Origin of the sequence: Pseudoduganella flava (assembly GCF_007830495.1) — a bacterium.
Lineage (GTDB): Bacteria > Pseudomonadota > Gammaproteobacteria > Burkholderiales > Burkholderiaceae_D > Rugamonas > Rugamonas flava.
In genome coordinates, this window is record NZ_VLKW01000013.1 from 220534 (window position 1) to 244376 (window position 23843).

The 23843-nt window shown below is 64.8% G+C and carries 22 protein-coding genes and 1 pseudogene; 3 read left to right on the forward strand and 20 right to left on the reverse strand.

The genetic code is table 11. The features are described 5' to 3' along the window. Nucleotides 1-84: 84 nt before the first annotated feature. Entirely contained in the window at nt 85-2169 is a 2085-nt protein-coding gene (uvrB, locus tag IP92_RS26725; RefSeq protein WP_145881063.1) for an excinuclease ABC subunit UvrB, read from the forward strand. A 64-nt stretch (nt 2170-2233) separates the two neighbouring features. Here uvrB and IP92_RS26730 read toward each other — a convergent pair whose 3' ends face one another. The 18 genes from IP92_RS26730 to ndk all read right to left on the reverse strand — a co-directional run bounded on the left by IP92_RS26730 (nt 2234) and on the right by ndk (nt 20111). Beyond that, entirely contained in the window at nt 2234-2635 is a 402-nt protein-coding gene (locus tag IP92_RS26730) for a lysozyme inhibitor LprI family protein (protein ID WP_145881065.1), read from the reverse strand. 10 nt (nt 2636-2645) lie between these two features. Further along, entirely contained in the window at nt 2646-3242 is a 597-nt protein-coding gene (locus IP92_RS26735) for a MarC family protein (RefSeq protein WP_145881067.1), read from the reverse strand. 94 nt (nt 3243-3336) lie between these two features. Further along, nucleotides 3337-3882, reverse strand: coding sequence for a phosphoribosyltransferase (locus IP92_RS26740; RefSeq protein WP_145881069.1), 546 nt, complete (start codon nt 3880-3882; stop codon nt 3337-3339). A 32-nt stretch (nt 3883-3914) separates the two neighbouring features. Next, nucleotides 3915-5228 carry an adenylosuccinate synthase gene (locus IP92_RS26745; protein WP_145881071.1) on the reverse strand — a complete coding sequence of 438 codons (1314 nt, stop codon included), beginning with the start codon at nt 5226-5228 and terminating at the stop codon, nt 3915-3917. A 4-nt stretch (nt 5229-5232) separates the two neighbouring features. Then, a complete protein-coding gene (locus tag IP92_RS26750; RefSeq protein WP_145881073.1) occupies nt 5233-6393 on the reverse strand; it encodes an ATP phosphoribosyltransferase regulatory subunit in 1161 nt (386 codons plus the stop codon). Between the two features lie 225 nt (nt 6394-6618). Then, complete coding sequence (gene hflC / locus IP92_RS26755; RefSeq protein WP_145881075.1) at nt 6619-7497, reverse strand: protease modulator HflC; 879 nt, start codon at nt 7495-7497, stop codon at nt 6619-6621. Then, nucleotides 7497-8780 (reverse strand): FtsH protease activity modulator HflK, encoded by a 1284-nt coding sequence (gene hflK, locus IP92_RS26760; RefSeq protein ID WP_145881153.1) that lies wholly within the window; start codon nt 8778-8780, stop codon nt 7497-7499. Before hflK ends, hflC begins: the two co-directional genes overlap by 1 nt. Nucleotides 8781-8784: 4 nt before the next feature. After that, the gene (gene hflX, locus IP92_RS26765) at nt 8785-9921 is read right to left on the reverse strand and encodes a GTPase HflX (RefSeq protein WP_145881077.1); all 1137 of its coding nucleotides are present in this window, start codon (nt 9919-9921) and stop codon (nt 8785-8787) included. A gap of 63 nt (nt 9922-9984) precedes the next feature. Then, a complete protein-coding gene (hfq, locus tag IP92_RS26770) occupies nt 9985-10221 on the reverse strand; it encodes an RNA chaperone Hfq (protein ID WP_008450615.1) in 237 nt (78 codons plus the stop codon). Nucleotides 10222-10534: 313 nt separating this feature from the next. Beyond that, nucleotides 10535-11878 carry a ribosome biogenesis GTPase Der gene (gene der / locus IP92_RS26775; protein ID WP_145881079.1) on the reverse strand — a complete coding sequence of 448 codons (1344 nt, stop codon included), beginning with the start codon at nt 11876-11878 and terminating at the stop codon, nt 10535-10537. Between the two features lie 56 nt (nt 11879-11934). Next, a complete protein-coding gene (bamB, locus tag IP92_RS26780; protein WP_503826283.1) occupies nt 11935-13062 on the reverse strand; it encodes an outer membrane protein assembly factor BamB in 1128 nt (375 codons plus the stop codon). A 99-nt stretch (nt 13063-13161) separates the two neighbouring features. Next, nucleotides 13162-13815: a YfgM family protein gene (locus tag IP92_RS26785; protein WP_145881083.1), complete on the reverse strand. Its 654-nt coding sequence runs from the start codon at nt 13813-13815 to the stop codon at nt 13162-13164. A 15-nt stretch (nt 13816-13830) separates the two neighbouring features. Next, on the reverse strand, nt 13831-15183 hold the full coding sequence (gene hisS, locus IP92_RS26790) for a histidine--tRNA ligase (RefSeq protein WP_145881085.1): 1353 nt from the start codon (nt 15181-15183) through the stop codon (nt 13831-13833). A 28-nt stretch (nt 15184-15211) separates the two neighbouring features. Next, nucleotides 15212-16492 (reverse strand): flavodoxin-dependent (E)-4-hydroxy-3-methylbut-2-enyl-diphosphate synthase, encoded by a 1281-nt coding sequence (gene ispG / locus IP92_RS26795; protein WP_145881087.1) that lies wholly within the window; start codon nt 16490-16492, stop codon nt 15212-15214. A 2-nt stretch (nt 16493-16494) separates the two neighbouring features. Beyond that, nucleotides 16495-17460, reverse strand: a complete 966-nt coding sequence (locus IP92_RS26800) for a RodZ domain-containing protein (RefSeq protein ID WP_229418987.1) — start codon at nt 17458-17460, stop codon at nt 16495-16497. An 85-nt stretch (nt 17461-17545) separates the two neighbouring features. Next, the gene (gene pilW / locus IP92_RS26805) at nt 17546-18412 is read right to left on the reverse strand and encodes a type IV pilus biogenesis/stability protein PilW (RefSeq protein WP_229418988.1); all 867 of its coding nucleotides are present in this window, start codon (nt 18410-18412) and stop codon (nt 17546-17548) included. After that, on the reverse strand, nt 18412-19584 hold the full coding sequence (rlmN, locus tag IP92_RS26810) for a dual-specificity RNA methyltransferase RlmN (protein WP_145881091.1): 1173 nt from the start codon (nt 19582-19584) through the stop codon (nt 18412-18414). The genes pilW and rlmN overlap by 1 nt, the downstream gene beginning before the upstream one ends. Before the next feature lie 101 nt (nt 19585-19685). After that, nucleotides 19686-20111, reverse strand: a complete 426-nt coding sequence (ndk, locus tag IP92_RS26815) for a nucleoside-diphosphate kinase (RefSeq protein WP_145881093.1) — start codon at nt 20109-20111, stop codon at nt 19686-19688. Between the two features lie 301 nt (nt 20112-20412). On the opposite strand from ndk, the gene IP92_RS26820 reads away from it, so the two are divergent. Together IP92_RS26820 and IP92_RS26825 are read left to right on the forward strand one after the other, a co-directional pair. Then, nucleotides 20413-21096, forward strand: a complete 684-nt coding sequence (locus IP92_RS26820; RefSeq protein ID WP_145881095.1) for a Bax inhibitor-1/YccA family protein — start codon at nt 20413-20415, stop codon at nt 21094-21096. Between the two features lie 144 nt (nt 21097-21240). After that, entirely contained in the window at nt 21241-22047 is an 807-nt protein-coding gene (locus tag IP92_RS26825; protein ID WP_145881097.1) for a hypothetical protein, read from the forward strand. On the opposite strand, the gene rlmD is transcribed toward IP92_RS26825, so the two are convergent. Both rlmD and IP92_RS30340 read right to left on the reverse strand, forming a co-directional pair. Further along, entirely contained in the window at nt 22040-23383 is a 1344-nt protein-coding gene (rlmD, locus tag IP92_RS26830; protein ID WP_145881099.1) for a 23S rRNA (uracil(1939)-C(5))-methyltransferase RlmD, read from the reverse strand. The genes IP92_RS26825 and rlmD overlap by 8 nt on opposite strands. A 203-nt stretch (nt 23384-23586) precedes the next feature. Beyond that, nucleotides 23587-23843, reverse strand: a pseudogene (locus tag IP92_RS30340) (IS481 family transposase); the annotation flags it as partial.

Genomic DNA, 23843 nt, shown 5'->3' on the forward strand with positions numbered 1-23843 from the left:
CGGCGCCGACCGGGTGTGCCGGCTGCGATGCAAAGACTGCACAGGATGTTGTGCAGCGCACTATTCTAGCAAAGGTCTGACTACATGGCTGATTTATCACTGGCCGGCGCTCCCGAGCCCACCGTGCTGACGTTTCCGAACTCCCCTTTCAAGCTGCACCAGCCGTTCCCGCCGGCCGGCGACCAGCCCACGGCGATCGAGCAGTTGTGCGAAGGGATCGCCGACGGCTTGTCGTACCAGACGCTGCTCGGCGTAACCGGTTCCGGCAAGACCTACACGATGGCCAACGTGATCGCCCGCATGGGCCGTCCCGCGATCGTGTTCGCACCGAACAAGACGCTGGCTGCCCAGCTGTACAGCGAATTCCGCGAATTCTTCCCGCAGAACGCCGTCGAGTACTTCGTCTCGTACTACGACTACTACCAGCCGGAAGCCTACGTGCCGCAGCGCGACCTGTTCATCGAGAAGGACTCGTCGATCAACGAGCATATCGAGCAGATGCGGCTGTCGTGCACGAAGTCGCTGATGGAACGGCGCGACGTCGTCATCGTCGCCACCGTGTCGGCGATCTACGGTATCGGTAATCCGAACGAATACCACCAGATGATCCTGACCTTGCGCGCCAAGGACAAGGTCAGCCAGCGCGACATCATCGCCCGCCTGATCCAGATGCAGTACACGCGCAACGAAGTGGACTTCGGCCGCGGCACGTTCCGCGTACGGGGCGACACGATCGACATCTTCCCGGCCGAACACGCCGAACTGGCGGTGCGCCTGGAGATGTGGGACGACGAGCTGGAATCGATCCAGCTGTTCGACCCGCTGACGGGTCGCGTGCGCCAGAAGATCCCCCGCTTCACCGTCTATCCGGGCTCGCACTACGTGACGCCCCGCTCGACCGTGCTGCGCGCGATCGAGACCATCAAGGAAGAGCTGCGCGAGCGCCTGGAATTCTTCCGCAAGGAGGGCAAGCTGATCGAGGAACAGCGCCTCGAACAGCGCACCCGCTTCGACCTGGAGATGATGGCGGAAATCGGCTTCACGAAAGGCATCGAGAACTATTCGCGGCACCTGTCCGGCGCCCTGCCCGGCCAGCCGCCGCCAACCCTGATCGACTACCTGCCGCAGGACGCGCTGATGTTCATGGACGAATCGCACGTGCTGATCGGCCAGCTCTCGGCGATGTACAACGGCGACCGTTCGCGCAAGACGAACCTCGTCGACTACGGCTTCCGCCTGCCGTCCGCGCTGGACAACCGGCCGCTGAAGTTCGAGGAATTCGAGAACAAGATGCGCCAGACGGTGTTCGTCTCCGCGACGCCGGCCGAGTACGAACAGAAGCATGCGGACCAGGTGGTGGAACAGGTGGTGCGCCCGACCGGCCTGGTCGACCCGCAGGTGATCGTGCGCCCGGCGCGCACGCAGGTGGACGACCTGCTCTCGGAGATCAACGACCGTATCGCGAAGAACGAGCGCGTACTGGTGACGACGCTGACGAAGCGGATGTCGGAGCAGCTGACCGAATACCTGTCGGACCACGGCGTTAAGGTGCGCTACCTGCACAGCGACATCGAGACGGTGGAGCGCGTCGAGATCCTGCGCGATCTGCGCATCGGCACGTTCGACGTCGTCGTCGGCATCAACCTGCTGCGCGAGGGCCTGGACTTGCCGGAGGTGTCGCTGGTCGCGATCCTCGACGCCGACAAGGAAGGCTTCCTGCGTTCGGAACGCTCGCTGATCCAGACGATCGGCCGCGCCGCCCGTAACCTGAACGGCGTGGCGCTGCTGTACGCGGACACGATCACGGACTCGATGAAGCGCGCGATCGACGAGACGGAACGCCGCCGCGCCAAGCAGATCGCCCACAACGAGAAGCACGGCATCATCGCGCGCGGCGTCAACAAGGTCATCAAGGACATGATCGACGGCGTCTACGATCCGAACCGGCAGGGCACGGACTTGAAGGCGGCGCAGGAGTCGGCGAAGTACGAGACCATGAACGAGAAGCAGGTCTCGAAGGAGATCAAGCGCCTCGAGAAGCTGATGATCGAACACGCGAAGAACCTGGAGTTCGAAAAGGCCGCGCAGGTACGCGACCAGCTGCATTTGCTGAAGGAGCAGCTGTTCGGGGCGCCGGGGGCGGATGTGATTTCGATTACCGGGAAGTAAGCCACTGCAACGTAAAACGCCGCGTCATCGCGGCGTTTTTTTTGTGCGGGCGGTTCGGCCGGTCTCAGGGCACGCGGCCGTTCTCCAGCATGTCCTTCAGTGTCCGCGTGCGCTCGCGCGTCAGGTCCGTCTTGCGCGAGTTGTACGACATCGGATACATCGAGCCCCAACACATGCGCTCGTTCTCGTCCTCGCACGCAAAGTATGCGGCCAGCTCGGCGTCGCGAAACGCCAGCCATGCCTTCTGCGCCGTGCGCAGCTTGGCGATGAACACCTTGTCATTCGCCTCCTTGCGCAGCAACGCCTGCCACGTGGCGTTCAGCTCCGCATCGGCCTTGCGCAAGTCGTCGGCCGCGCACGCGTTCATTTCCATTTGGCTGCCGGCCGGGTTGCAGCGAATGTCGGCGGCCATGGCCGCCCCGATCGCCATGCCCAACGCGGCGGCCACCCAGTACTTCAGAATCATGCTGGTCTCCTTACAGTGTCTTCACAAACTCGCGCACGCCGCCCAGCAGCATCTCGACCGACATCGCCGCCAGGATCAACCCCATCAGCCGCTCGAACGCCGTCATGACCTGCGTACCCAGCGCCTTCTGAAGCCGCTCGGCGCCGAGGAACACGGCCAGCCATACGACGACAACAGCGGCCAGCGCGGCCACGTGGATCATCACCTCGCCGGTCGTCTCGCGCGAGAACAGCAGCACCGTGGCCAGCGCGGACGGGCCGGCCAGCGCGGGAATCGCCAGCGGCACGATGAACGGCTCGCCGCCTTCACTGCGGCCCAGGACGCCGTCCGGATGCGGGAACACCATGCGGATCGCGATCAAGAGCAGGATCACGCTGCCGGCGATGCGCAGCGACACCTCGGACAGGTGCAGCGCCTGCAGGAAGTGGCGGCCGAAGAACATGAACACCAGCAGCACGATGAACGCGATCAGGCATTCGCGCACGACGATGCGGGGCCGGCGAGCCGGTGCGACCGGCTGCAGCGCCGTGGCGAACAGCGGCACGTTGCCGAACGGGTCGGTCACGAGCAGCAGCAGGATGAAGGTCTGGAAGAAGTTTTCGGTCATGTTGCAGCTTTGTTTATTGTTTTTCGAGAGTCGTAATGAAAAATGGCGGAAGGCCTCACAGCCTTTCCGCCATTGTCGCAGAGGCGCTCACGCCTTACGAATTCGCTTCACCCTTTTTGATCCACGCCGCGAGCTGGTGCGGGCGGATGCCGTCGTAATCTTCGAACGGCTGGTGGATCCACGGGTTGTGCGCCAGTTCCTGCATCTGGTAATCGGGCTTGAACGTGGAGCAGCCCTTGGTCCAGATCACGGCCGACTTCACTTCCGTCACGCCATCGAAATTGTCCTTCAGGTGCTGCATCACCTTCGTCAGCGTGACGCCGGAATCGGCCAGGTCGTCGACCAGGAGGATGTTGCCTTTCAGCGGGCCCTTCGTCATCGTCATGTACTTGGCGATGTCCAGGTCGCCCTGCACGGTGCCCTTGTCTTCGCGGTAGGAGCTGGTCGACAGGATCGCCAGCGGCACGTCGAAGATGCGCGAGAACACGTCGCCGGGGCGCACGCCGCCGCGCGCCAGGCACAGCACCATGTCGAACTTCCAGCCGGATTCGTACACCTTCAGCGCCAGGCGCTCGATCAGGCGGTGGTACTCATCCCAGGATACCCACAGATGCTTGTCGTCGGATTGGGGGGTGTTCATGTATTTCCTTATTGCTTCGTGCTTGTGGCTTCTTATTCGAACGGATGGCGCAGGACGATCGTCTCTTCGCGGTCCGGACCCGTGGAGACCATGTCGACGGGTACGCCGACCAGTTCCTCGATGCGCTTGATGTACGCGCGGGCGTTGGCCGGCAGTGCGGCCAGCGATTTCGCGCCGACGGTGCTGTCCTTCCAGCCCGGCATCTCTTCATAGATCGGCTCGCAGCGTGCCGCGTCTTCCGCGCCGACCGGGAAGATGTCGACCTTGCGGCCGTCCAGCATGTAGCCGGTGCATAGCTTCAACGATTCCAGGCCGTCCAGCACATCCAGCTTCGTCAGGCACATGCCGGACACGCCGTTGATCTGCACGGAGCGGCGCAGCAGCGCGGCATCGAACCAGCCGCAGCGGCGGGCGCGGCCCGTCACGGTGCCGAACTCGTGGCCCACTTGCGCCAGGTGGTGGCCGACGCCGGCATCGGTCGGCAGCTCGGACGGGAACGGGCCGGAGCCCACGCGCGTCGTGTAGGCCTTCGTGATGCCCAGCACGTAGTGCAGCATGTTCGGGCCGACGCCCGAACCGGCGGCGGCATTGCCGGCCACGCAGTTCGACGACGTCACGAACGGATAGGTGCCGTGGTCCACGTCCAAAAGCGAGCCTTGCGCGCCTTCGAACAGCAGGTTGGCGCCGGCCTTGTGCGCCGCGTACAGCGCGCTCGACACGTCGGCCACCATCGGCGCCAGGCGCGGCACGTAGGCCAGCGCGTCGTCCAGCGTCTTCTGGTAATCGACCTTCGGGGCCTTCAGGTAGTTTTCCAGGACGTAGTTGTGGTAGTCCAGGTTCTCGGCCAGCTTCTCGGCGAAGCGCTTTTCGTTCAGCAGGTCGGCGATGCGGATCGCGCGGCGCGCCACCTTGTCTTCGTAGGCCGGGCCGATGCCCTTGCCGGTCGTGCCGATCTTGGCGGCGCCGCGGGCCGCTTCACGGGCTGCATCCAGCGCGGTGTGGTAAGGCAGGATCACGGGCGATGCTTCGGACACCTTCAGGCGCGACGAGACTTCGACGCCGACGGCTTCCAGCTTGTCGATCTCGCGCAGCACATCCGGCACGGAAACGACGACGCCGTTGCCGATGTAGCAGGCCACGCCCGGGCGCATGATGCCCGACGGGATCAGCTGCAGCGCGGTCTTCACGCCGCCGATCACCAGCGTGTGGCCCGCATTGTGGCCGCCCTGGAAGCGCACCACGCCTTGCGCGTGTTCCGTCAGCCAGTCGACGATTTTGCCCTTGCCTTCATCGCCCCATTGGGTGCCGATGACGACCACGTTTTTTGCAGTGATTTTTTTTGACATCACACTAACCTAAGTTTTTAAGAATCCAGTTACTACCACTATCGTCGAGCACCAGCGCGCGGTCGCACTCGAACTCGTCCTGTTCGTTGCTGTGACCCGGCAAGGACTGGATCACGACTTCGCCACTCTTGCGCAGCGCGGCGATTTTTTCTTTCAGTTCGGGCGCGTTGCCCCACGGCGCACGGATCGCATGCTTGCGGTCGGCCGTCGGCAGCAGGCGAGCCAGTTCGCGCAGGTCCATCGAGAAGCCCGTCGCGGGACGGGCGCGGCCGAATGCCTCGCCCACGTGATCGTAACGTCCGCCACGAGCCACCGCGTTCGGCAGGCCCGGAACGTACAGCGCGAACATCGCACCGCTCTCGTACTGGTAGCCGCGCAGGTCGGCCAGGTCGATCGCGACCTGGGCGCGGCCGATCGCGGAAGCCGCCAGCGCGGCCAGTTCGGCCAGCGCCTTGGCGATGCCCGGCAGGTCCGGCAGCGCGTGCTTGGCGGTGCCCAGCACGTCGACGTCGCCGTACAGGTTCGGCAGCGCCAGCAGCGCGTCGCGCGTCGTTTGCGCATAGTCCGCCGTCAGCGCGCGCAGGCCCGGCACGTCCTTCGCCCGCAGTAGCTGCACGATGGCGTCGTGGTCGCGGGCGGCCAGCGCATCCTGCTCGAGGATCGCGCGCAGCACGCCCACGTGAGCCAGGTCCAGGCGCACTTCCGTGAAGCCGGCCAGTTCCAGCGATGCGAGCGCCAGCTCCTGGATCTCGGCATCCGCTTCCAGGCCGGCGTGGCCGTAGATCTCGGCGCCGATCTGCAGCGGCTCGCGGGTCGCATGCAGGCCGGAAGGCCGCGTATGCAGCACGGGGCCGGCGTAGCACAGCCGCGTGACGGATGCGCGATTGAGCAGGTGGGCGTCGATGCGGGCAACCTGCGTCGTCATGTCGGCGCGCAGGCCCAGCATGCGGCCGGAGATCTGGTCGACCAGCTTGAACGTGCGCAGGTCGGTGTCCTGGCCGGCGCCGGTCATCAGCGACTCGACGTATTCCAGCAGCGGCGGCATCACGAGTTCGTAGCCGTAGCTGCGGAAGTTATCCAGCATCAGGCGGCGCATTTCCTCGATCTTGCGCGCCTCCGACGGCAGCACGTCGGCGATATGTTCAGGCAAAAGCCAATTCGGCATGGGAGAACCGGTTTGTTGAAAAACGTGTAATGAGCACAGCAGCGTGGCGCAGCGGTGCCACTCGGCGGCGGAGGCCGAACCGCATATTTTACGCGAAAACGGTGACAAAGAGGAAAAAAACCGTGGCGCGGGGCCAAAGCAAAACCGGTGACAGACACCCGTTTTCGGGAAATCTTTCCCGGAAAACGGTGTCTGTCACCGGTTTTTACAGCGGCTGGACGGACCTTACTTGCTGCCCGAACCAGCGCCCTTGAAGTACTTGAAGAAGTCCGAGTTCGGGTCGACCAGCATCACGTCGGCCTTCGTCTTGAACGACGCGCGGTAGGCTTCCAGGCTGCGGTAGAACTTGTAGAACTCCGGGTTGCGGCCGAATGCCTCGGCGTAGATGCCGCTGGCTTTCGCGTCGCCTTCGCCGCGGATCTTCTCGGCCTCGCGGTACGCTTCGGCCAGGATCACCGTGCGCTGCTTGTCGGCATCGGCGCGGATCTTCTCGGAGTCGGCGGCACCCGTCGAACGCAGCTCGTTGGCCACGCGCACGCGCTCGGCCTTCATCCGCTCGTACACGGAGTTGTTGATCTGCTCGACGTAATCGACGCGCTTCAGGCGCACGTCCAGGATCCGCACGCCGATCTGCTCGGCCTCGCGAACCACCTTGGCGCGGATCGCTTCCATCACCTTGCCGCGCTGGCCGGAAATCACTTCGCGCACGGTGCGCTTGGTGATCTCGTCGTTCAGCGCCGCCTTGACGATCTGCGCCATGCGGTCGCGCGCGCGGCCCTCGTCGCCGCCGAAGCTGACGAAGTACAGGCGCGGGTCGACGATACGCCACTTGACGAACGAATCGACGAGGATGTTCATCTTCTCGGCCGTGATGAAGCGGTCCGCTTCCGGCGAATCGAGCGTCAGGATGCGCTTGTCCAGGTACAGCACGTTCTGGAACGGCGGCGGCAGCTTGAAGTGCAGGCCAGGCTCGCTGATCACCTGCTTCACTTCACCCAGTGCGAACACGATGGCGAACTTGCGCTGGTCCACGACGAACACGGTGGACGACAGCAGCATCAGCGCGATGAACGCGGTAACGAGGAAAGTAACGATGCGGTTCATTAGCGGCTCTCCCGATCACGGGACGATTCACGCGAGCGGCCGTCGCGGCGCGGATCGCTGAAAGTGGGCTCGGGCGGCGGCAGCAACACGGCGGCCGGTGGCGGCGCCGTCACGTTGGCGCGCTGCGCCTCGGTCGCGGCGACCTGGGCGATCAGCTTGTCCAGCGGCAGGTACAGCAGGTTGCTGCCCGCCTTCGAGTCGACCATCACCTTGCTCGTGCTGGCGAAGATCTGCTGCATCGTGTCCAGGTACATACGGTCGCGCGTCACGCCCGGCGCCTTCTGGTACTCGGCCAGCACGGACTTGAAGCGGTCGGCATTACCCGACGCGTTCTCGACCACCATCGAGCGGTAGGCCTCGGCCTCCTGCAACAGGCGGAACGCGGCGCCGCGGGCCTTCGGAATGATGTCGTTGGCGTACGCCTGGCCTTCGTTCTTCTGGCGCTCGCGGTCCTGGCCGGCCTTTACGGCGTCGTCGAACGCCGCCTGCACCTGCTCCGGCGGCTGCACGCCCTGCATCGTCACGTTCGTGACGAGGGCGCCGGACGCGTAGCGGTCCAGGATCTGCTGCATCAGCTGCTGGGTGTCGTAGGCCACCTTCTCGCGGCCTTCGTACAGCACGAAGTCCATCTTGCTGCGGCCGACGATCTCGCGGATCGCCGTCTCGGCCACCTGGCGCACGGTGTCCTCGGCATCGCGGTTGTTGTACAGCCAGGCCACGGGGTCCTTCAGGCGGTACTGCACGGCGAACTGGATGTCGATGATGTTCTCGTCGTCCGTCAGCATCAGCGCTTCGCGCGCCTGCTTGTTGCGCGTGTTGCCGCGGTAGCCCACCTCCACGGTGCGCACCTGCGACACGATCACGGTCTCGTGGGCCTGGAACGGATACGGCCAGCGCCAGTTGAAGCCGGCCGGCGCCTCGTGGCTGTAGCGGCCGAACGTCGTCACGATGCCCTTCTGCCCTTCCTGCACGATGAACGCGCCGCTGGCGAGCCAGACGAGGACGGCGATCGCTGCGACGGCGCCCACGGTGATGCCGGCGCCTTTCAGTTCGCCACCACCGCCACCGCCGCCGCCGCCACCGTTGTTGTTGCGGTTCTTGTTGCCGAACAGGCCGTTCAGGCGCTGGTTGAAGTCGCGCCACAGCTGGTCGAGGTCAGGCGGTCCGTCGCCGGGCTTCTTGCCTTCCTGGGCCTGCCTGTTGCCGTCCTTGTCGGAGCCCCAGCGGGGGTCGTTCAGGGACAGCTTCAAGCCTAATCTTTTCACTAACGAGGAAAGAGGCATGTTGTTAGACATGGGTGAATGTGGAAATGGCATCGGGCGGCACGTCATCTTTCGGCAACGCGTCGGCCGCCCGTTGATCCTGGGCTGCCTCGGTGATCGCCGCGCGCAGCAGGTCGAGGCCTGCGCCCGTGCGGGCACTGATGAAAACGCGTGAAATCTTATCATGTTCATCACGTTCCACCGCCGGCTCCAGGCCGGCCGCGTCGATCTTGTTCCACACGAGGATCTGGGGAATATGGTCCGCGCCGATCTCGCGCAGCACGCCGTTGACCTGCTCGATCTGCTCCATCCGCACCGGGCTCGAGCCGTCGACGACGTGCAGCAGCAGGTCGGCATGGATCGTCTCTTCCAGCGTCGCGCGGAACGCCGCCACCAGCTGGTGGGGCAGCTCGCGCACGAAGCCGACGGTATCGGAGACCACGACGTTGCCGGCCTCCTCGCCCATGAAGACACGGCGCGACGTCGTATCGAGCGTCGCGAACAGCTGGTCGGCGACGTACACGCCGGCCTTCGTCATCGTATTGAACAGCGTCGATTTGCCGGCGTTGGTATAGCCGACCAGCGACACGGAAAACGTCTGGTTGCGGCCGCGCGAACGGCGCTGCGTCTCGTGCTGCTTGCGCAGCTTGGCGAGACGGGTGCGCAGCATTTTGACGCGCTCGCCGATCAGCCGGCGGTCGGTTTCCAGCTGGGTCTCACCCGGACCCCGCAGGCCAATACCGCCCTTCTGCCGCTCCAGGTGGGTCCAGCCGCGAATCAGGCGGGTGGACAGGTGCTGCAGCTGGGCCAGTTCGACCTGCAGCTTGCCCTCGTGGCTCTGGGCCCGCTGGGCGAAGATGTCGAGGATCAGGCTGGTGCGGTCCAGCACCCGGACGTTCAGGCGCTTTTCCAGGTTGCGCTGCTGCGCGGGCGACAGCGCGTGATTGAAGATCACGATCTCCAGCTTGTCGTCCTGCACGGCATGGCCGATCTCGTCGGCCTTGCCGCTACCGACGAAGTAGGCTGCATCAGGGCTGGAGCGTTTGCCGGTGATCGTGGTGATGGGCTCCACTCCCGCGGAACGCGCGAGCAGGGTCAATTCCTCGATGCTGGCAGCGAAGTCGCCCTGGCCGAAGTCCACACCGACTAAGACTGCGCGCATGGATCGGCCAGGGAACGATGAAGCGGAAGACGGATGTACAGCGTTGTCGCCAGGATCAACGCGTTACTCCGCCTCGGATTCGATGTTGAGGTTGACGGCGCGCGCCGGCACCACGGTCGAGATGGCATGCTTGTACACCATTTGGGTCACGGTGTTACGCAGCAGGACGACGTACTGGTCGAACGACTCGATATGGCCTTGCAGCTTGATACCGTTGACCAGGTAGATCGAGACGGGAACGTGCTCTTTACGCAGCGCGTTCAGGAATGGGTCTTGTAACAATTGCCCTTTATTGCTCATAACAGCTCCAGTTTATGTTGTTGTGTTGGAATTGGAGGCGAAACGCTTGATTTCAAGTGCCGGCCGTACTCCTTATTGCAGAGTTAAAAGCGCCCTGCGCGCGAGCGAGATGCTTCTAAGCTACTGTACCCTTTTTTTGCGATTTATGCAGGGGCGTCCGAACGAAATCTTAACGTTGGTAGCGAAATAATCCGAAGCAAAGAGGGTCGAAAGGCTTGCAGAAACCCAGGGGCAGATGTCGGGGTCAGACCCGGCGGGTCTGACCCCAGGGTTTGCACCGGGTTGAACGCTGGCGCCGCCGGCGCCTCCCGGCTTACTTCTCGCGCTTGTCGAACGGGTTCTTACCCGTCCGCAGTTCGATGCGCAGCGGCGTGCCCACCAGCGAGAACGTATCGCGGAAGTGCTTTTCCAGGTAGCGCTTGTACGGCTCGCTGATCGCGTCCAGCGAATTGCCGTGGATGACGATCACCGGCGGGTTCATGCCGCCCTGGTGCGCGTAGCGCATCTTCGGCCGCAGGCCGCCCTTGCGCTTCGGTTCCTGCTTCTCGATCGCTTCCTGCAGCGCCCGCGTCAGCTTCGGCGTCGACAGGTCGGCCGTGGCGGCCGCGTAGGCCGAGTCGACGGACTTCATCAGCGGACCGACGCCGGTGCCCTTCAGCGCCGAGATGAAATGGGTCTTCGCGAAGCCGAGGAAGTCGAGCTTGCGGTCCATGTCGTTCTTGACCTGGTCGCGCTGGTCCGACGTCAGGCCATCCCACTTGTTGACGGCCACGACGAGCGCACGGCCCGACTCCAGGATGAAGCCGGCGATGTGCGCGTCCTGCTCGGAGATGTCCTGCTGGGCGTCCAGCATCAGGATGACGACGTTCGCCTCCGAGATCGACTGCAGCGTCTTCACGACCGAGAACTTCTCGATCGCCTCGAACACCTTGCCGCGGCGGCGGATGCCGGCCGTGTCGATCAGCGTGTAGTGCTTGCCGTCGCGCTCGAACGGGATCTCGATCGAGTCGCGCGTCGTGCCGGGCATGTCGAACGCGATCACGCGCTCTTCGCCCAGCAGCGTGTTGATCAGCGTGGACTTGCCCACGTTCGGGCGGCCCACCAGCGCCAGCTTGACGCCCCGTTCGGACGGCAGCAGCTCGTCGGCATCGGCGGGACGCGACGCGAACGCCTTGTCCAGCGCTTCCTGCACGAGGTCGTGCACGCCGTCGCCGTGCGCGCCGGAGATCGCATACGGATCGCCCAGGCCCAGTTCATAGAAGTCCGACACGGCCGACGTGTACTTCATGCCTTCGGCCTTGTTCACGACCAGCAGCACCGGGCGGCCGCTCTTGCGCAGGAAGTCCGTGATGGTCTTGTCGTGCGGGGTCATGCCCTGGCGGCCATCGACGAGGAACACGACGACGTCCGCTTCCGCGACGGCCTGCTTGGTCTGCAGCGCCATCTGGTACATGATGCCTTCCTTCGCGACCGGTTCGAAACCGCCGGTATCGATGACCAGGAAGGGACGGTCGCCGACGCGGCCCTCGCCATAGTGACGATCGCGCGTCAGGCCTGGCAAGTCCGCCACCAGCGCGTCGCGCGAGCGGGTCAGACGATTGAAAAGGGTCGATTTCCCGACGTTCGGGCGACCCACGAGTGCGATTACCGGCTTCATTTCTAGTTTTGCTGGGCCGCTTGTGGCGGCCGCTGTCCTGCTAAAGAGTTAAATACTTATTCGACCGCGATCGCGGTCACGGTCCCTGACTGGGTCTGGAGAATCATGTTCGAGCCGGCGACAACGGGCACCGACTTGATCGGGCTGCCGTCGGTGGCCACACGGCCCAGCAGCGCGCCGTCCTCGCGCGACAGCAGGTGCACGTAGCCCTGGTAGTCGCCGACGGCGACGACGCGGCCGTACGAGACCGGCGTCGACAGCACGCGGTTCGACAGCGAGTCGTTCTTCCAGGCGCTCTGGCCGCCTTCGCGGGAGAACGCGGACACATTGCCCTTGTCGTCCGCCACGAACACGAAGCGCTGGTCGGCGGCCACGCCGACGTCCGACGATGCCGGCTTGGTCCACTTGGCCACGCCCGTCGACAGGTCGAAGCAGCCGACCTTGCCCTGGTACGTGACGGCGCAGATATCGGTGTCGACGACGACCGGCGTGCCGCCGATGTCGGACACGCGCTCCAGCTCCGTCGCGCCGCGCGGCTCGGCCACCGACACTTCGAAGCGCGGCACGCCGTTCGCCAGCGCCAGCGCCAGCAGCTTGCCGGCCGGCTGGGCCACGTACACGTTCGGCTGGGCGACCACCATGCCCGGCGCGTTACGGAGCGTCAGCGGCGGCGTGGTGCGCTGCAGGAACCACTTGCGGTCGCCCGTCTTCGCGTCGTACGCGGTGATCTTGTTGTCCATGCTGCGCACGATCACCAGCTCGTCGGTGACGGCGGGCGCCGACAGCACCTCGGACGACGCCTGCACCTTCCACAATTGCTTGCCGGTGGCCGCATCGAACGCCAGCACCGTGCCCTTCGTGCCGCCCACCGCGACCGTCTTGCCGTTCGTGCCGACGCCTGCCGTCAGGTCTGTGCCGGCCTTGGTGCGCCATTGCGAGCGGCCGGTGGCCGCATCCAGGCGCTCGACGGTGCCGTCGTTGTCGGCCACGAACACGCTGTTGTCGGCCAGCGCCGGCGAGAACACGTACAGGCCCGCCTTGCCGGCCGAGTGCTTCCAGACGACCTTCGCGGGGATCGGCGACTTGAGGTCGACCAGCTTCGCGGGAGGGTTCTTGTCCTTTTCCTTGAACGGGTTCAGGGAGCTCAGGGAACTGCACGCGGCCGTCATGGACAGCAGGCTCACGCCGATTACTTTACCGGTGATACGCATAGATAAAACTTGCTCCTAACAAGTGGCTCACGCCCGCGGCCAGGCCGGCCGCGGGGGACGGGGTCGAACGCCTCAGGCGGCGGCCGGCTTCTCTTCCGGCACGGTGCCGCCGACGGCTTCCAGCTTGATCTCGATCAGCTGGCGCGCGGGGCTCTTCTTGTCCGTGGCGGCCAGCGCGGCCTGGTAGGCGGTGCGCGCCTCGGCCAGCTTGTTCTGCGCGGCCAGGATGTCGCCCTTGCGGTCGTTGACGGCGGACGCGAACTGCGCCGGCACGTCGCCTTCGAGCGTCTTCAACGCGTCGGCGTAGTTCTTCTCGTCCAGCAGCACGCCGGCCAGGCGGATCTTCGCCACGGCCTTGTATTCGTCGTTGCCATGCTCGATCGCCCATTGCAGCTGCGCCTTGGCACCCTTCAGGTCATTGGCGTCGAATGCGCTTTTCGCGGCCGTCATCGCGGCCATCTGCGCATACGACGTCTGGCCGTAACGGCTTTCCAGGTCGGCCGCGGCGCGCTGCACCTTGGCGTTGTCCTTGCCCACCGATTCCTGCACGGAGTCGTACAGCGCCGATGCCTCGACGGCCTGCGTGCGCAGGTGGTACTGCCACCACGTCCAGCCTGAATAGGCGGCCAGGCCGGCGACCAGCACCCACGTCGTGGCGTTGCCGTACTTCGCCCACCATGCCTTGACGCTGGCGAGTTGTTCTTCTTCTTGATGATCGTATGCCATGGAGTTCCTTCAGGTTCAGTGATGGTGATGGTGTTCGTCGCAATCGTCGCCGCAGTCGTGGCCGCCGATGATCTGGTCGACCACGTAGTCGACCACTTCGGTGAACGGCACGGACGCCTGCTGCTGCTCGCCCTCTGCGCCGCGCAGCGCCTTCACGCTGGCCGTCTCGTTGGCCACTTCATCCTCGCCGAGGATGATCGCGAACGACGCGCCGCTCGCATCGGCCTTCTTCATCTGGCTCTTGAACGAGCCGGCGCCGGCCGCGGTGGCGCAGTGCAGGATCACGTCCAGGCCCGCGTCGCGAATGCGCTCGCCCAGGATCATCGCCTGGATCTGCGCTTCCTCGCCCTGGTGCACCAGGTACACGTCGCACTGGTTCGGCGCCGCCGTCTCGCCGGCCGATTTCATCAGCTCGATCAGGCGCTCGATGCCCATCGCGAAGCCGACGGCAGGCGTCGGCTTGCCGCCGAACTGCTCGATCAGCGGGTCGTAACGGCCGCCGGCGCACACGGTGCCCTGCGCGCCCAGTTCATCGGTGACCCACTCGAACACGGTGCGGTTGTAGTAGTCGATGCCGCGCACGAGGCGCGTGTTGACCGTGTACTGCACCGCGTTGCGGTCCAGGATCTTCTTCACGCCTTCGAAGTGCGCCAGCGATTCGGCGCCCAGATAATCGAGCAGCTTCGGCGCGTTGTTGACGATCTCCTGCAGCGCCGGGTTCTTCGTGTCCAGGATGCGCAGCGGGTTCGTGTGCAGGCGGCGCTTGGCGTCCGCGTCCAGCAGTTCCTCGTGCTGTTCCAGGTACTTGATCAGGTCCACGCGGTGGCGCGCACGCTCCTCGGCGTCGCCGATCGAGTTCAGTTCCAGGCGGATCTCCGGCAGGCCCAGGTCGTCCCACAGGCGACGGCACAGCAGGATCAGTTCCGCGTCGATGTCCGGGCCCGTGAAGCCGACGGCTTCCGCACCGAACTGGTGGAACTGGCGATAGCGGCCGCGCTGCGGACGCTCATGGCGGAACATCTGGCCCTTGTACCACAGGCGCTTCGGGCCGTCGTAGACGAGGTTATGTTCCAGCACGGCGCGCACGACGCCAGCCGTGCCTTCCGGGCGCAACGTCAGCTGGTCGCCGTTCATCGAATCCTCGAACGAGTACATCTCCTTTTCGACGATGTCGGTGACGGCACCGATCGCGCGCGCGAACAGGCGGGTCTCTTCGACGATCGGCGTGCGGATGTTCTGGTAGCCGTAGCTTTGCAGCACGGACTGCGCGGTGTTCTCGAAGAGTTCCCACAGGTGGGCGTCGGCGGGCAGGATGTCTGGCATCCCTTTTACCCCGGTGATCTTCTCTGCCTTTTTGTTTTCGGACATGGTGTATTTTCTTTGATGGGAAATGGCGTCAGGCCGCCACTTCCGAGTTACCGTAATTCTTCTTCACGTAATCGAGCACGATCTGCTGGAACTCCTGCACGATGCCGTCGCCGCGCAACGTCGCCACCTTCTGGCCGTCGACGAACACGGGAGCGGCCGGCGACTCGCCGGTGCCCGGCAGGCTGATGCCGATGTTCGCGTGCTTCGATTCGCCGGGGCCGTTGACGATGCAGCCCATCACGGCCACGTTCATCGCTTCCACGCCCGGATACTCTTTCTTCCACTCAGGCATCTGCTCGCGCAGATACGTCTGGATGTCGTCCGCCAATTCCTGGAACACAGTCGACGTCGTGCGCCCGCAGCCCGGGCACGCGATCACCATCGGCATGAACTTGCGCAGGCCCATCGTCTGCAGGATCTCCTGGCCGACGACGACTTCCTTGGTGCGGTCGCCGCCCGGTTCGGGCGTCAGCGAGATGCGGATCGTGTCGCCGATGCCTTCCTGCAGCAGCACGGACAATGCGGCCGTCGATGCGACGATGCCCTTGCTGCCCATGCCCGCTTCCGTCAGGCCCAGGTGCAGCGCGTAGTCGCAGCGCTTCGCAAGTTCGCGATAGACGGCGATCAGGTCCTGCACGCCGGAGACCTTGCAGGACAGGACGATCTTGTCGCGCGCCAGGCCAATCTCCTCGGCACGCTGGGCGTTCTCGATCGCCGACGTGATCAGCGCTTCGTACATCACGGCCTGCGCCGTCCATGGCTGCGCGCGGGCCGCGTTCTCGTCCATGATGCGGGCCAGCAGTGCCTGGTCCAGCGAGCCCCAGTTGACGCCGATGCGCACCGGCTTGTCGTGGCGGATCGCCACTTCGATCATCTGCGCGAACTGCGTGTCGCGCTTGGCGCCCTTGCCCACATTGCCCGGATTGATGCGGTACTTCGACAGCGCGGCCGCGCAGTCCGGATATTCCGTCAGCAAGGTGTGGCCGTTGTAGTGGAAGTCGCCGACCAGCGGCACGTCGATGCCCATCTTGTCGAGCTGCTCGCGGATGTAGGGCACGGCTTGCGCGGCTTCAGGGCGGTCGACGGTCAGCCGCACCAGCTCGGAACCGGCACGCGCCAGTTCCTTGATCTGGATGGCGGTGCCGACCGCGTCGGCCGTATCCGTGTTCGTCATCGACTGCACGACGACGGGGTGATCGCCGCCGACCCACACCTGGCGGTCGCCGTGCGCGACCAGCACGCCGCGGCTGGCGCGGCGCGGCACGGGGCCGGACGGGATCGGGCTGTTGGCCTGCTCGTTCGTGTTCATGCTCATTGCTTGTTGATCTGTACGCGGGAAATGGTGCCGTTCGGGATCTTCGGCAGCGGCAGCGGCTCGCCGCGGAACGTCGCGCGCACGCCGTCAGGCTTGCCGACGACCAGCGTGGACTGGCGGTCGATCTCGAACGTCTCCGTGCTGCCCGCCTTGACGAGGCGGGAAATCAGCGGCGACGCGCCGGGGCGCTTGATCTCGATCCACGAATCTTCCGTCGTCGTCAGCACCAGCGTATTCGCGCTGGCCGGGGCCGGCGTCGCGGCGGCCGGTGCCGGGGTTGCCGGTGCAGGCGTCACCGCCGGCGGTGCGGCAGGCGTCGTCGCGGCCGTTGCCGGCGCATTGGCGGCCGGTGCTGCCGGCGTCGTTGCGGCTGGAGCGTTCGGGTTCGAGCCCGTCACGAGCGGCGCCGTATTGTCCGGCGTCGGCGGCGTCGTGGCCTGGCCCGGCGTCGACACGAGCGGCACGTTCGGTGCCTGGATCGGCATGTTCGCCGTCCCGGCGGTACCCGGCGCGGCGGCTGTTGCCGGTGCGGCCGGCGTATCGGAGGTCGCCGGCTTCGTGAAGGTCGCCGGCGAAATCAACCCCGCCTGCCACGCGCCCGCGGCGGCGGCGGCCACCAGCACGACGACGCCGCCGATCAGCCAGCCCTTCGGCTTGCCCTGGCGCTCGGTGAGCGTGGGGAAGCGCGACTCGGAAAACGTCGTGGTGATCTTCTCGCGCTTGTGCGGCACCTGATCCGGCACGGCCACGGCGGGCGTCACCTCGATCTGCGCGACGAGCGGTTGCGGGTCCAGCCGCACCACCTTCGCATAGGCGCGGATGAAGCCGCGCGTGACGGCCATGTTCGGCAGCGACGCGTAATCGTCCTGTTCGATGGCCACCACCTGGCGCGGCGCCAGTTTCAGCTGGTCCGCGATCTGTTCCACGGTGAGGCCCATCGCCTCGCGCTGCGCGGCCAGCATTGCTCCGGGCGCGGAAGCATGACGCTGGTCTTGCGGCTGATTTTGAGATCGTCCTTGCCCTTCTGAATCCATTGTTACCCCTGTGTCACTCATCAAACGCCCCACGTTGATACGCAGCATATTCGGGCGAGGTGGAATGGTGGCGCCGCAGCTGCGTCGCCCATTGTTGTTCGGCCCCCTGGTCGCCGAGCTTATGCTGCACCTTGATCGCCAGCCACAGCACGTCGGCCGTCAGGCTGTCTGCCTTGGCGACCTTGCCAAGGCGGGTGAGGAAGAAATTGGCCCGCGCATAGTCGCGGCGCTCATAGTAGACCTTGGCGAGGTTGACGTTCGTCACCGCCAGGTCCGGCGCCAGCTGCAATGCCTGCAGCAGGTATTTCTCCGCCCGTTCGTAATCCTTGATCTTCACCGCGCAGTTGCCGGCGTTGTTCAGCGCCTTGGCCGGCGACGCATACTGGCGGCTCGCCAGCGCGCCGTCGAACCAGCGGAACGATTCGGCCACGCGGCCGTTCTGGCACAGGAACGAACCGTAGTTGTTCGCGATGTCCGGATTGTTCGGCGCCAGTTGCAGCGCGTGCTTGAAGTTGTCGTCCGCCAGCGCGGTCTCGCCCATGCCCATGTAGATCAGCGCGCGCATGCCGTACGCGTCGGCGTAGCCGGGATCGGCGGCGATGGCCTTCTTGATCTCGTCCAGCGCGACGGGCAACTGGCCCTGCTCGTAGTAGCCGATCGCCAGCTGCATGCGGATCTGGGCGCGCTTCTGCGCCGCCGTCGCATCGGACAGCGTCGGCAGCTCGGCCTTGCCGCTCGTGTCGCCGGTGCCGCCCGCACCGCCCGTGCCCGCGGCATCGCTCGCACAGCCGGACAATTGTGCCGACAGCAGCGCAGCCATGCCGCAACCCGCCAGGCGGGCCATGGCCGGGCGCATGCGACGCTGGGCGACGTCCGCCATCAGGAACGGATCTCCACAATCTTGCCGAAATCGGCGCCGAACTTCGACTGGTACTCGGCCATCTTTTCCATCCGCTGCTGCACGCGGGTGCGGTCCTTCACTTCGCCGGCCAGCTGGCCGCAGGCGGCGTCGATGTCGTCGCCGCGCGTCTTGCGGATCGTCGTGACGATGCCCGCGTTCATCAGGATTTCCGAGAACGCCTTGATGCGGGGGTTCTTCGAGCGCGTCAGGCCCGATTCCGGGAAGGGGTTGAACGGAATCAGGTTGAACTTGCAGTTGACGCCATACTCGGGGTGGTTCACCAGCGCCACCAGTTCGCGCGCATGCTCGTCGGTATCGTTGAAACCGTCCAGCATGCAGTATTCGAACGTGATGAAGTCGCGCGGTGCGAATTCCAGGTAGCGCTTGCAGGCCGACAGCAGCTCGGCCAGCGGGTATTTCTTGTTGAGCGGCACGAGGCCGTTGCGCAGCTCGTCGTTGGACGCGTGCAGCGACACGGCCAGCGCCACCGGTACGTCCTGGGCCAGTTTGTCGATCATCGGCACGACGCCGGACGTCGACAGCGTCACGCGCCGGCGCGACAGGCCGTAGGCGTTATCGTCGAGCATCAGCTTCAGCGCCGTCGCCGTCGGTTCATAGTTCAGCAGCGGTTCGCCCATGCCCATCATCACGACGTTCGTGATTTGGCGCTCGCCTTTCGGACCGGGTTCGATGCCCTTCGTCTTGCGCAGCTCGAACTCGGCCATCCACAGCTGGCCGATGATCTCGGCCACCGTCAGGTTGCGGTTGAAGCCCTGCTTGCCCGTCGAGCAGAAGCGGCAGTTGACGGCGCAGCCGGCCTGCGTGGAGATGCACAGCGTGCCGCGGTTTTCTTCCGGGATGAACACGGTTTCCACGGCGTTGCCGTTGCCGACGTCGACCAGCCATTTGCGGGTGCCGTCGCTCGACGTGTGGTCGCTGATGACGGCCGGCGCCTGCACGACCGCACGGGTCTTGAGCTTTTCGCGCAGCGACTTGGCCAGATCGGTCATGCTGTCGAAGTCGGACGCACCGAACTGGTGGATCCAGCGTTGCAGCTGCTTGGCGCGGAACGGCTTCTCACCCAACTGCGCACAGTAGTCGATCAGTTGCGCGGGATCGAGGTCCAGCAGGTTGGTGAGCGTGGTTTCCATAAGCCTAGTTTCATTCTTTGATTCAAAACGCCTTCGCCCCGGACATGCCGGGGCGCCAGGCGGTACTGCTGAGACAGCGCCGTTATCGCGACAATTCGCGATTAACGGGAGTACACGTTCAGTGCCGGGAAGAAGTAAGCGATTTCCGTGGCGGCGGTTTCGGCAGCGTCCGAACCGTGAACGGCGTTGGCGTCGATGGAATCGGCGAAGTCGGCGCGGATCGTGCCTTTTTCAGCCTTCTTCGGATCGGTAGCGCCCATCAGGTCGCGGTTCTTGGCAATGGCGCCTTCGCCTTCCAGAACCTGGATCATGACCGGGCCGGAGACCATGAAGTCCACCAGGTCCTTGAAGAACGGACGAGCGGCGTGCACAGCGTAGAAGCCTTCGGCTTCGGCGCGCGACAGTTGGGCCATGCGGGCTGCCACGATCTTCAGGCCGGCACCTTCGAAGCGGCTGTAAATCTGACCGATCACGTTCTTCGCCACTGCGTCCGGTTTGATGATGGACAGGGTGCGTTCGATTGCCATTATAAAAAACTCCAATAAAAAGAAAGGTTTAAAACAAAATTGATTTCTCGATCAACCTTTGATTTTAGCATAGAACACCCCATATACTATGCATGTTGGGGCGGAAGATGGCGCAACAAGCGGCAAAACGCCGCATCGGAACCCCGAACGACGCACCATGCGGGCGGTTTGGCTGGGAAGCCCAGCCGCTTGCAGGCTGTTGGGCGCTGTTCGGCGGATTTCAATAGAGTAGACCATCCCGGCGGGCTTATGCCCTTTTCGATTGGCAAGGGTACACCGTACCGACACAAGGAGTGCAATTATGGCAAATCTGGAAAAAACCTATGACTACGCGGGCCGACGGGAGGTCGCCCGCAACAGCGTGCTGCGCAATACCTACTGGCTGCTGTCGCTGTCGATGATTCCCACCGTGATCGGTGCGGGCGTCGGCGTGGCGTTCGGCGTGCCGATGCCGGGCGGCTTCCTCGGCGCCCTGCTGTTCCTGGGGATCGCGTTCGGCTTCATGTGGGGCATCGAGAAGACCAAGAACAGCGGGATGGGCGTTGCCCTGCTGCTGGGCTTCACGTTCTTCATGGGCCTGATGCTGACGCCGCTGCTGCAGCGCACGCTGGGCTTCTCGAACGGCGGCACGCTGATCATGCTGGCCGGCGGCGGCACCGCGGCGATCTTCGCCGTGCTGGCAAGCATCGCCACCGTGTCCAAGCGCGATTTCTCCGGCGTGGCGAAATTCGCGTTCATCGGCCTGTGCCTGATCATCCTGGCTTCGCTGGCGAACATCTTCTTCGCCATTCCGGCGCTGTCGCTGACGATCTCCGTGCTGGCGATCGGCATCTTCTCCGCGTTCATCCTGTATGACGTGCAGCGCATCGTGAACGGCGGCGAGACCAACTACATCAGCGCAACGCTCGCGTTGTACCTGGACGTGTACAACATCTTCACGAGCCTGTTGAGCATCCTGGGCTTCACCAGCGGCGACCGCGACTGATCGCTTCACCTCCCATCGAAAGCCGGCCGCGTGCCGGCTTTTTTTTTATTGTCGAGGAAGTTCCGTGCGCGGACGTGGCAGAGCTCAAGCAGGCTCAGCCGTTCGATACCTATGATGCGTGCTCCACTCACTCATGGAGGCGTCATGGCTACCCTGTTCCGACCAGTATGCGGCAGCGTCGTTGCGCTGCTCGCGCTGCTCTCCACCCCGCTCGCCCATGCCACGGGCAGCGCATCCGCCAGCATCTCGAACGTCCAATTGGGCGCGCTGGATTTGACACCCGCCGACGGCGCCGCGCCCGGCTTCGACCTGCTGGCAGTGGCGCCGTCGATGTATGCCGGCGTCTACGGCGGCACTGCCGATTACTACCTTGCCGGCTATCCGGCTCCCGGCGTGCCGGCCAGCCTGGCGCTGACCCACGGCAGCGCCGGGGCTTCGGCGTACACCGAGGGACTGCCGGGGGACGTGATGGCGCAGGCGCTCGGCACGGCATCGCTGGGTGAGTTCGGCTACCTGTCGGCGTCCAGCAACCAGGCGCTGCACCTGATGCTGCGCCCTCATACCGTGCTGACGATCGCCGGCCACCTGACGACGCTGGCGACGCGCAGCAATGGCAGCGACGAGAGCTACGACGTGGGCGGCATGGCGTACGTGGGGATCGTCGACGAGAACGGCTACACGATGACGTCGTTCGCGCGCCAGAGCTATTCGTATGCGGACTTGCCGGACTATCTGGCGCTGGACGAGGACTTCACGCTGGCGTTCGCGAACGGCAGCGCGGCGGATGCGCCCGTGACGGTGTATTTCCAGGCGCTGGCCAATGCCAGCCGGTTTGCGATGCCGGTGCCCGAACCGGCGCGGCCGGTCATGCTGACCGCGGGCTTGCTGGCGATGGGAATGTGGGCGCGGCGCGGGCACTGGCAGCGCCGCGCCACGCGCCCGTTCAGATGAGATCGAAGACGGCCATCGACTCGACGTGCGACGTATGCGGGAACATGTTCATCACCCCCGCCTGCTTCAGCGCATAGCCGGCGCGGTGCACCAGCACTCCCGCGTCGCGCGCCAGCGTCGACGGGCTGCACGACACGTACACGATCCGCTTCGGCAGCAGCTCCGGGTTGGTTTCCTTCAGCTCGGCCAGCGCCAGCGACAGCGCCATCGCGCCGTCGCGCGGCGGGTCGATCAGCATGCGGTCGAACTTGCCGAGCGCGATCAGGTCGTCCTTCGTCACCTCGAACAGGTTGCGGCAGTAGAACGTCGTCTTGTCGCCCACCCCGTTGACGACGGCGTTCTGCTGCGCGCGCTCCGTCAGCGCCGTGCTGCCTTCGATGCCGACCACCGCGCCGGCCTGCGTCGCCAGCGGCAGCGTGAAGTTGCCGATGCCGCAGAACAGGTCCGCGACGCGCTCGCCCGGCTGCACGTCCAGGTGACGCAGCGCCTTGTGCACCAGCACGCGGTTGATCTGGTGGTTCACCTGCGTGAAGTCGACCGGTTTGAACGGCATGCGGATGCCGAATTCCGGCAGCAGGTAGTGCAGCTCTTTGTCCAGCGGGTAGAACGGGTACGCGGTGTCCGGGCCTTTCGGCTGCAGCCACCACTGGATGCCGTACTGGTCGGCGAACGCCTTCACTTTCGCTTCGTCGTCGGCCGTCAGCGGCTCCATATTGCGCATCACGAGCACCGTCAGGTCTTCGCCGATCGCCAGTTCGATCTGCGGCACCTTGTCGAAGATCGACAGCGAGTGGATCAGCGCGCGCAGCGGCATCATCATGTCCGACACGTGCTTCGGCAGGATCTGGCAGCTCTGGATGTCGGCCACGTACACGGACTTCTTCTCGTGGAAGCCGACCAGCACCGTGCCCTTCTTCGCCACGTAGCGCGACGACAGGCGGGCGCGGTAGCGGTAGCCCCACGTCGGGCCCTGCAGCGGGCGCATCATCACTTCGGCCTTCACCTTCGACAGGTGCCACAGATTATCTTCGAGGACGCGCTGCTTGATCGCGACCTGCGCGGTGGGCTCCAGGTGCTGCATCGAGCAGCCGCCGCAGTAGTCGAAGTGCACGCATTTCGGCTGCACGCGCAGCGCCGATTCGCGGTGGATCTGGGTGACGCGGCCGGCCTCCCAATTCTTCTTCTTGCGGAACGTCTCGAAGCTGACGCGCTCGCCCGGCAGCGCCCCTTCCACAAACACCACCTTGCCCGGTGTGCCGTCTTCGTTGTCCTGCATATGGCCGACGCCGCGCGCGTCCATGTCGAGCGATTTGATGTCTACGGTGAAGTCTTGCATGAGAGTCTATCGGTTGACGCCCGGGGCGGGCGATGCGGAAGGCCGATATGATAGCAGAAGGTGTGCCTGGCTTTTTGCGGAGAGGCCGCTTACAGGGGAATAAGCCCCAGAAGCGACCCCTAGGGTCAGACCCGGCGGGTGTATGGTCGGGGGACATAGGTAACACATGTCGGGAGACATGGGTTACACATTGAAGCCGTATCTTACGATGGATTCTGGAGGTCTATCTGCCGGACTTTGTGCTTGCAGAAATAGACCTCTAGGACGCCGTCGGTACCGGTTGGGCGGATTGCCACCAGTTCGGCATACAAGCCTTCCCCGACGAAAAAGGATTGATTGCGGTACGAGATGTAGCCCAGCTTGCTCACCTTCCGCACTTGGTCATCTGGAAGGTACTCGATAGGGGGCAATACCGATGGAAAAGATCGCCCACTGCACCGGTATCGGCTGATTGGTGGTT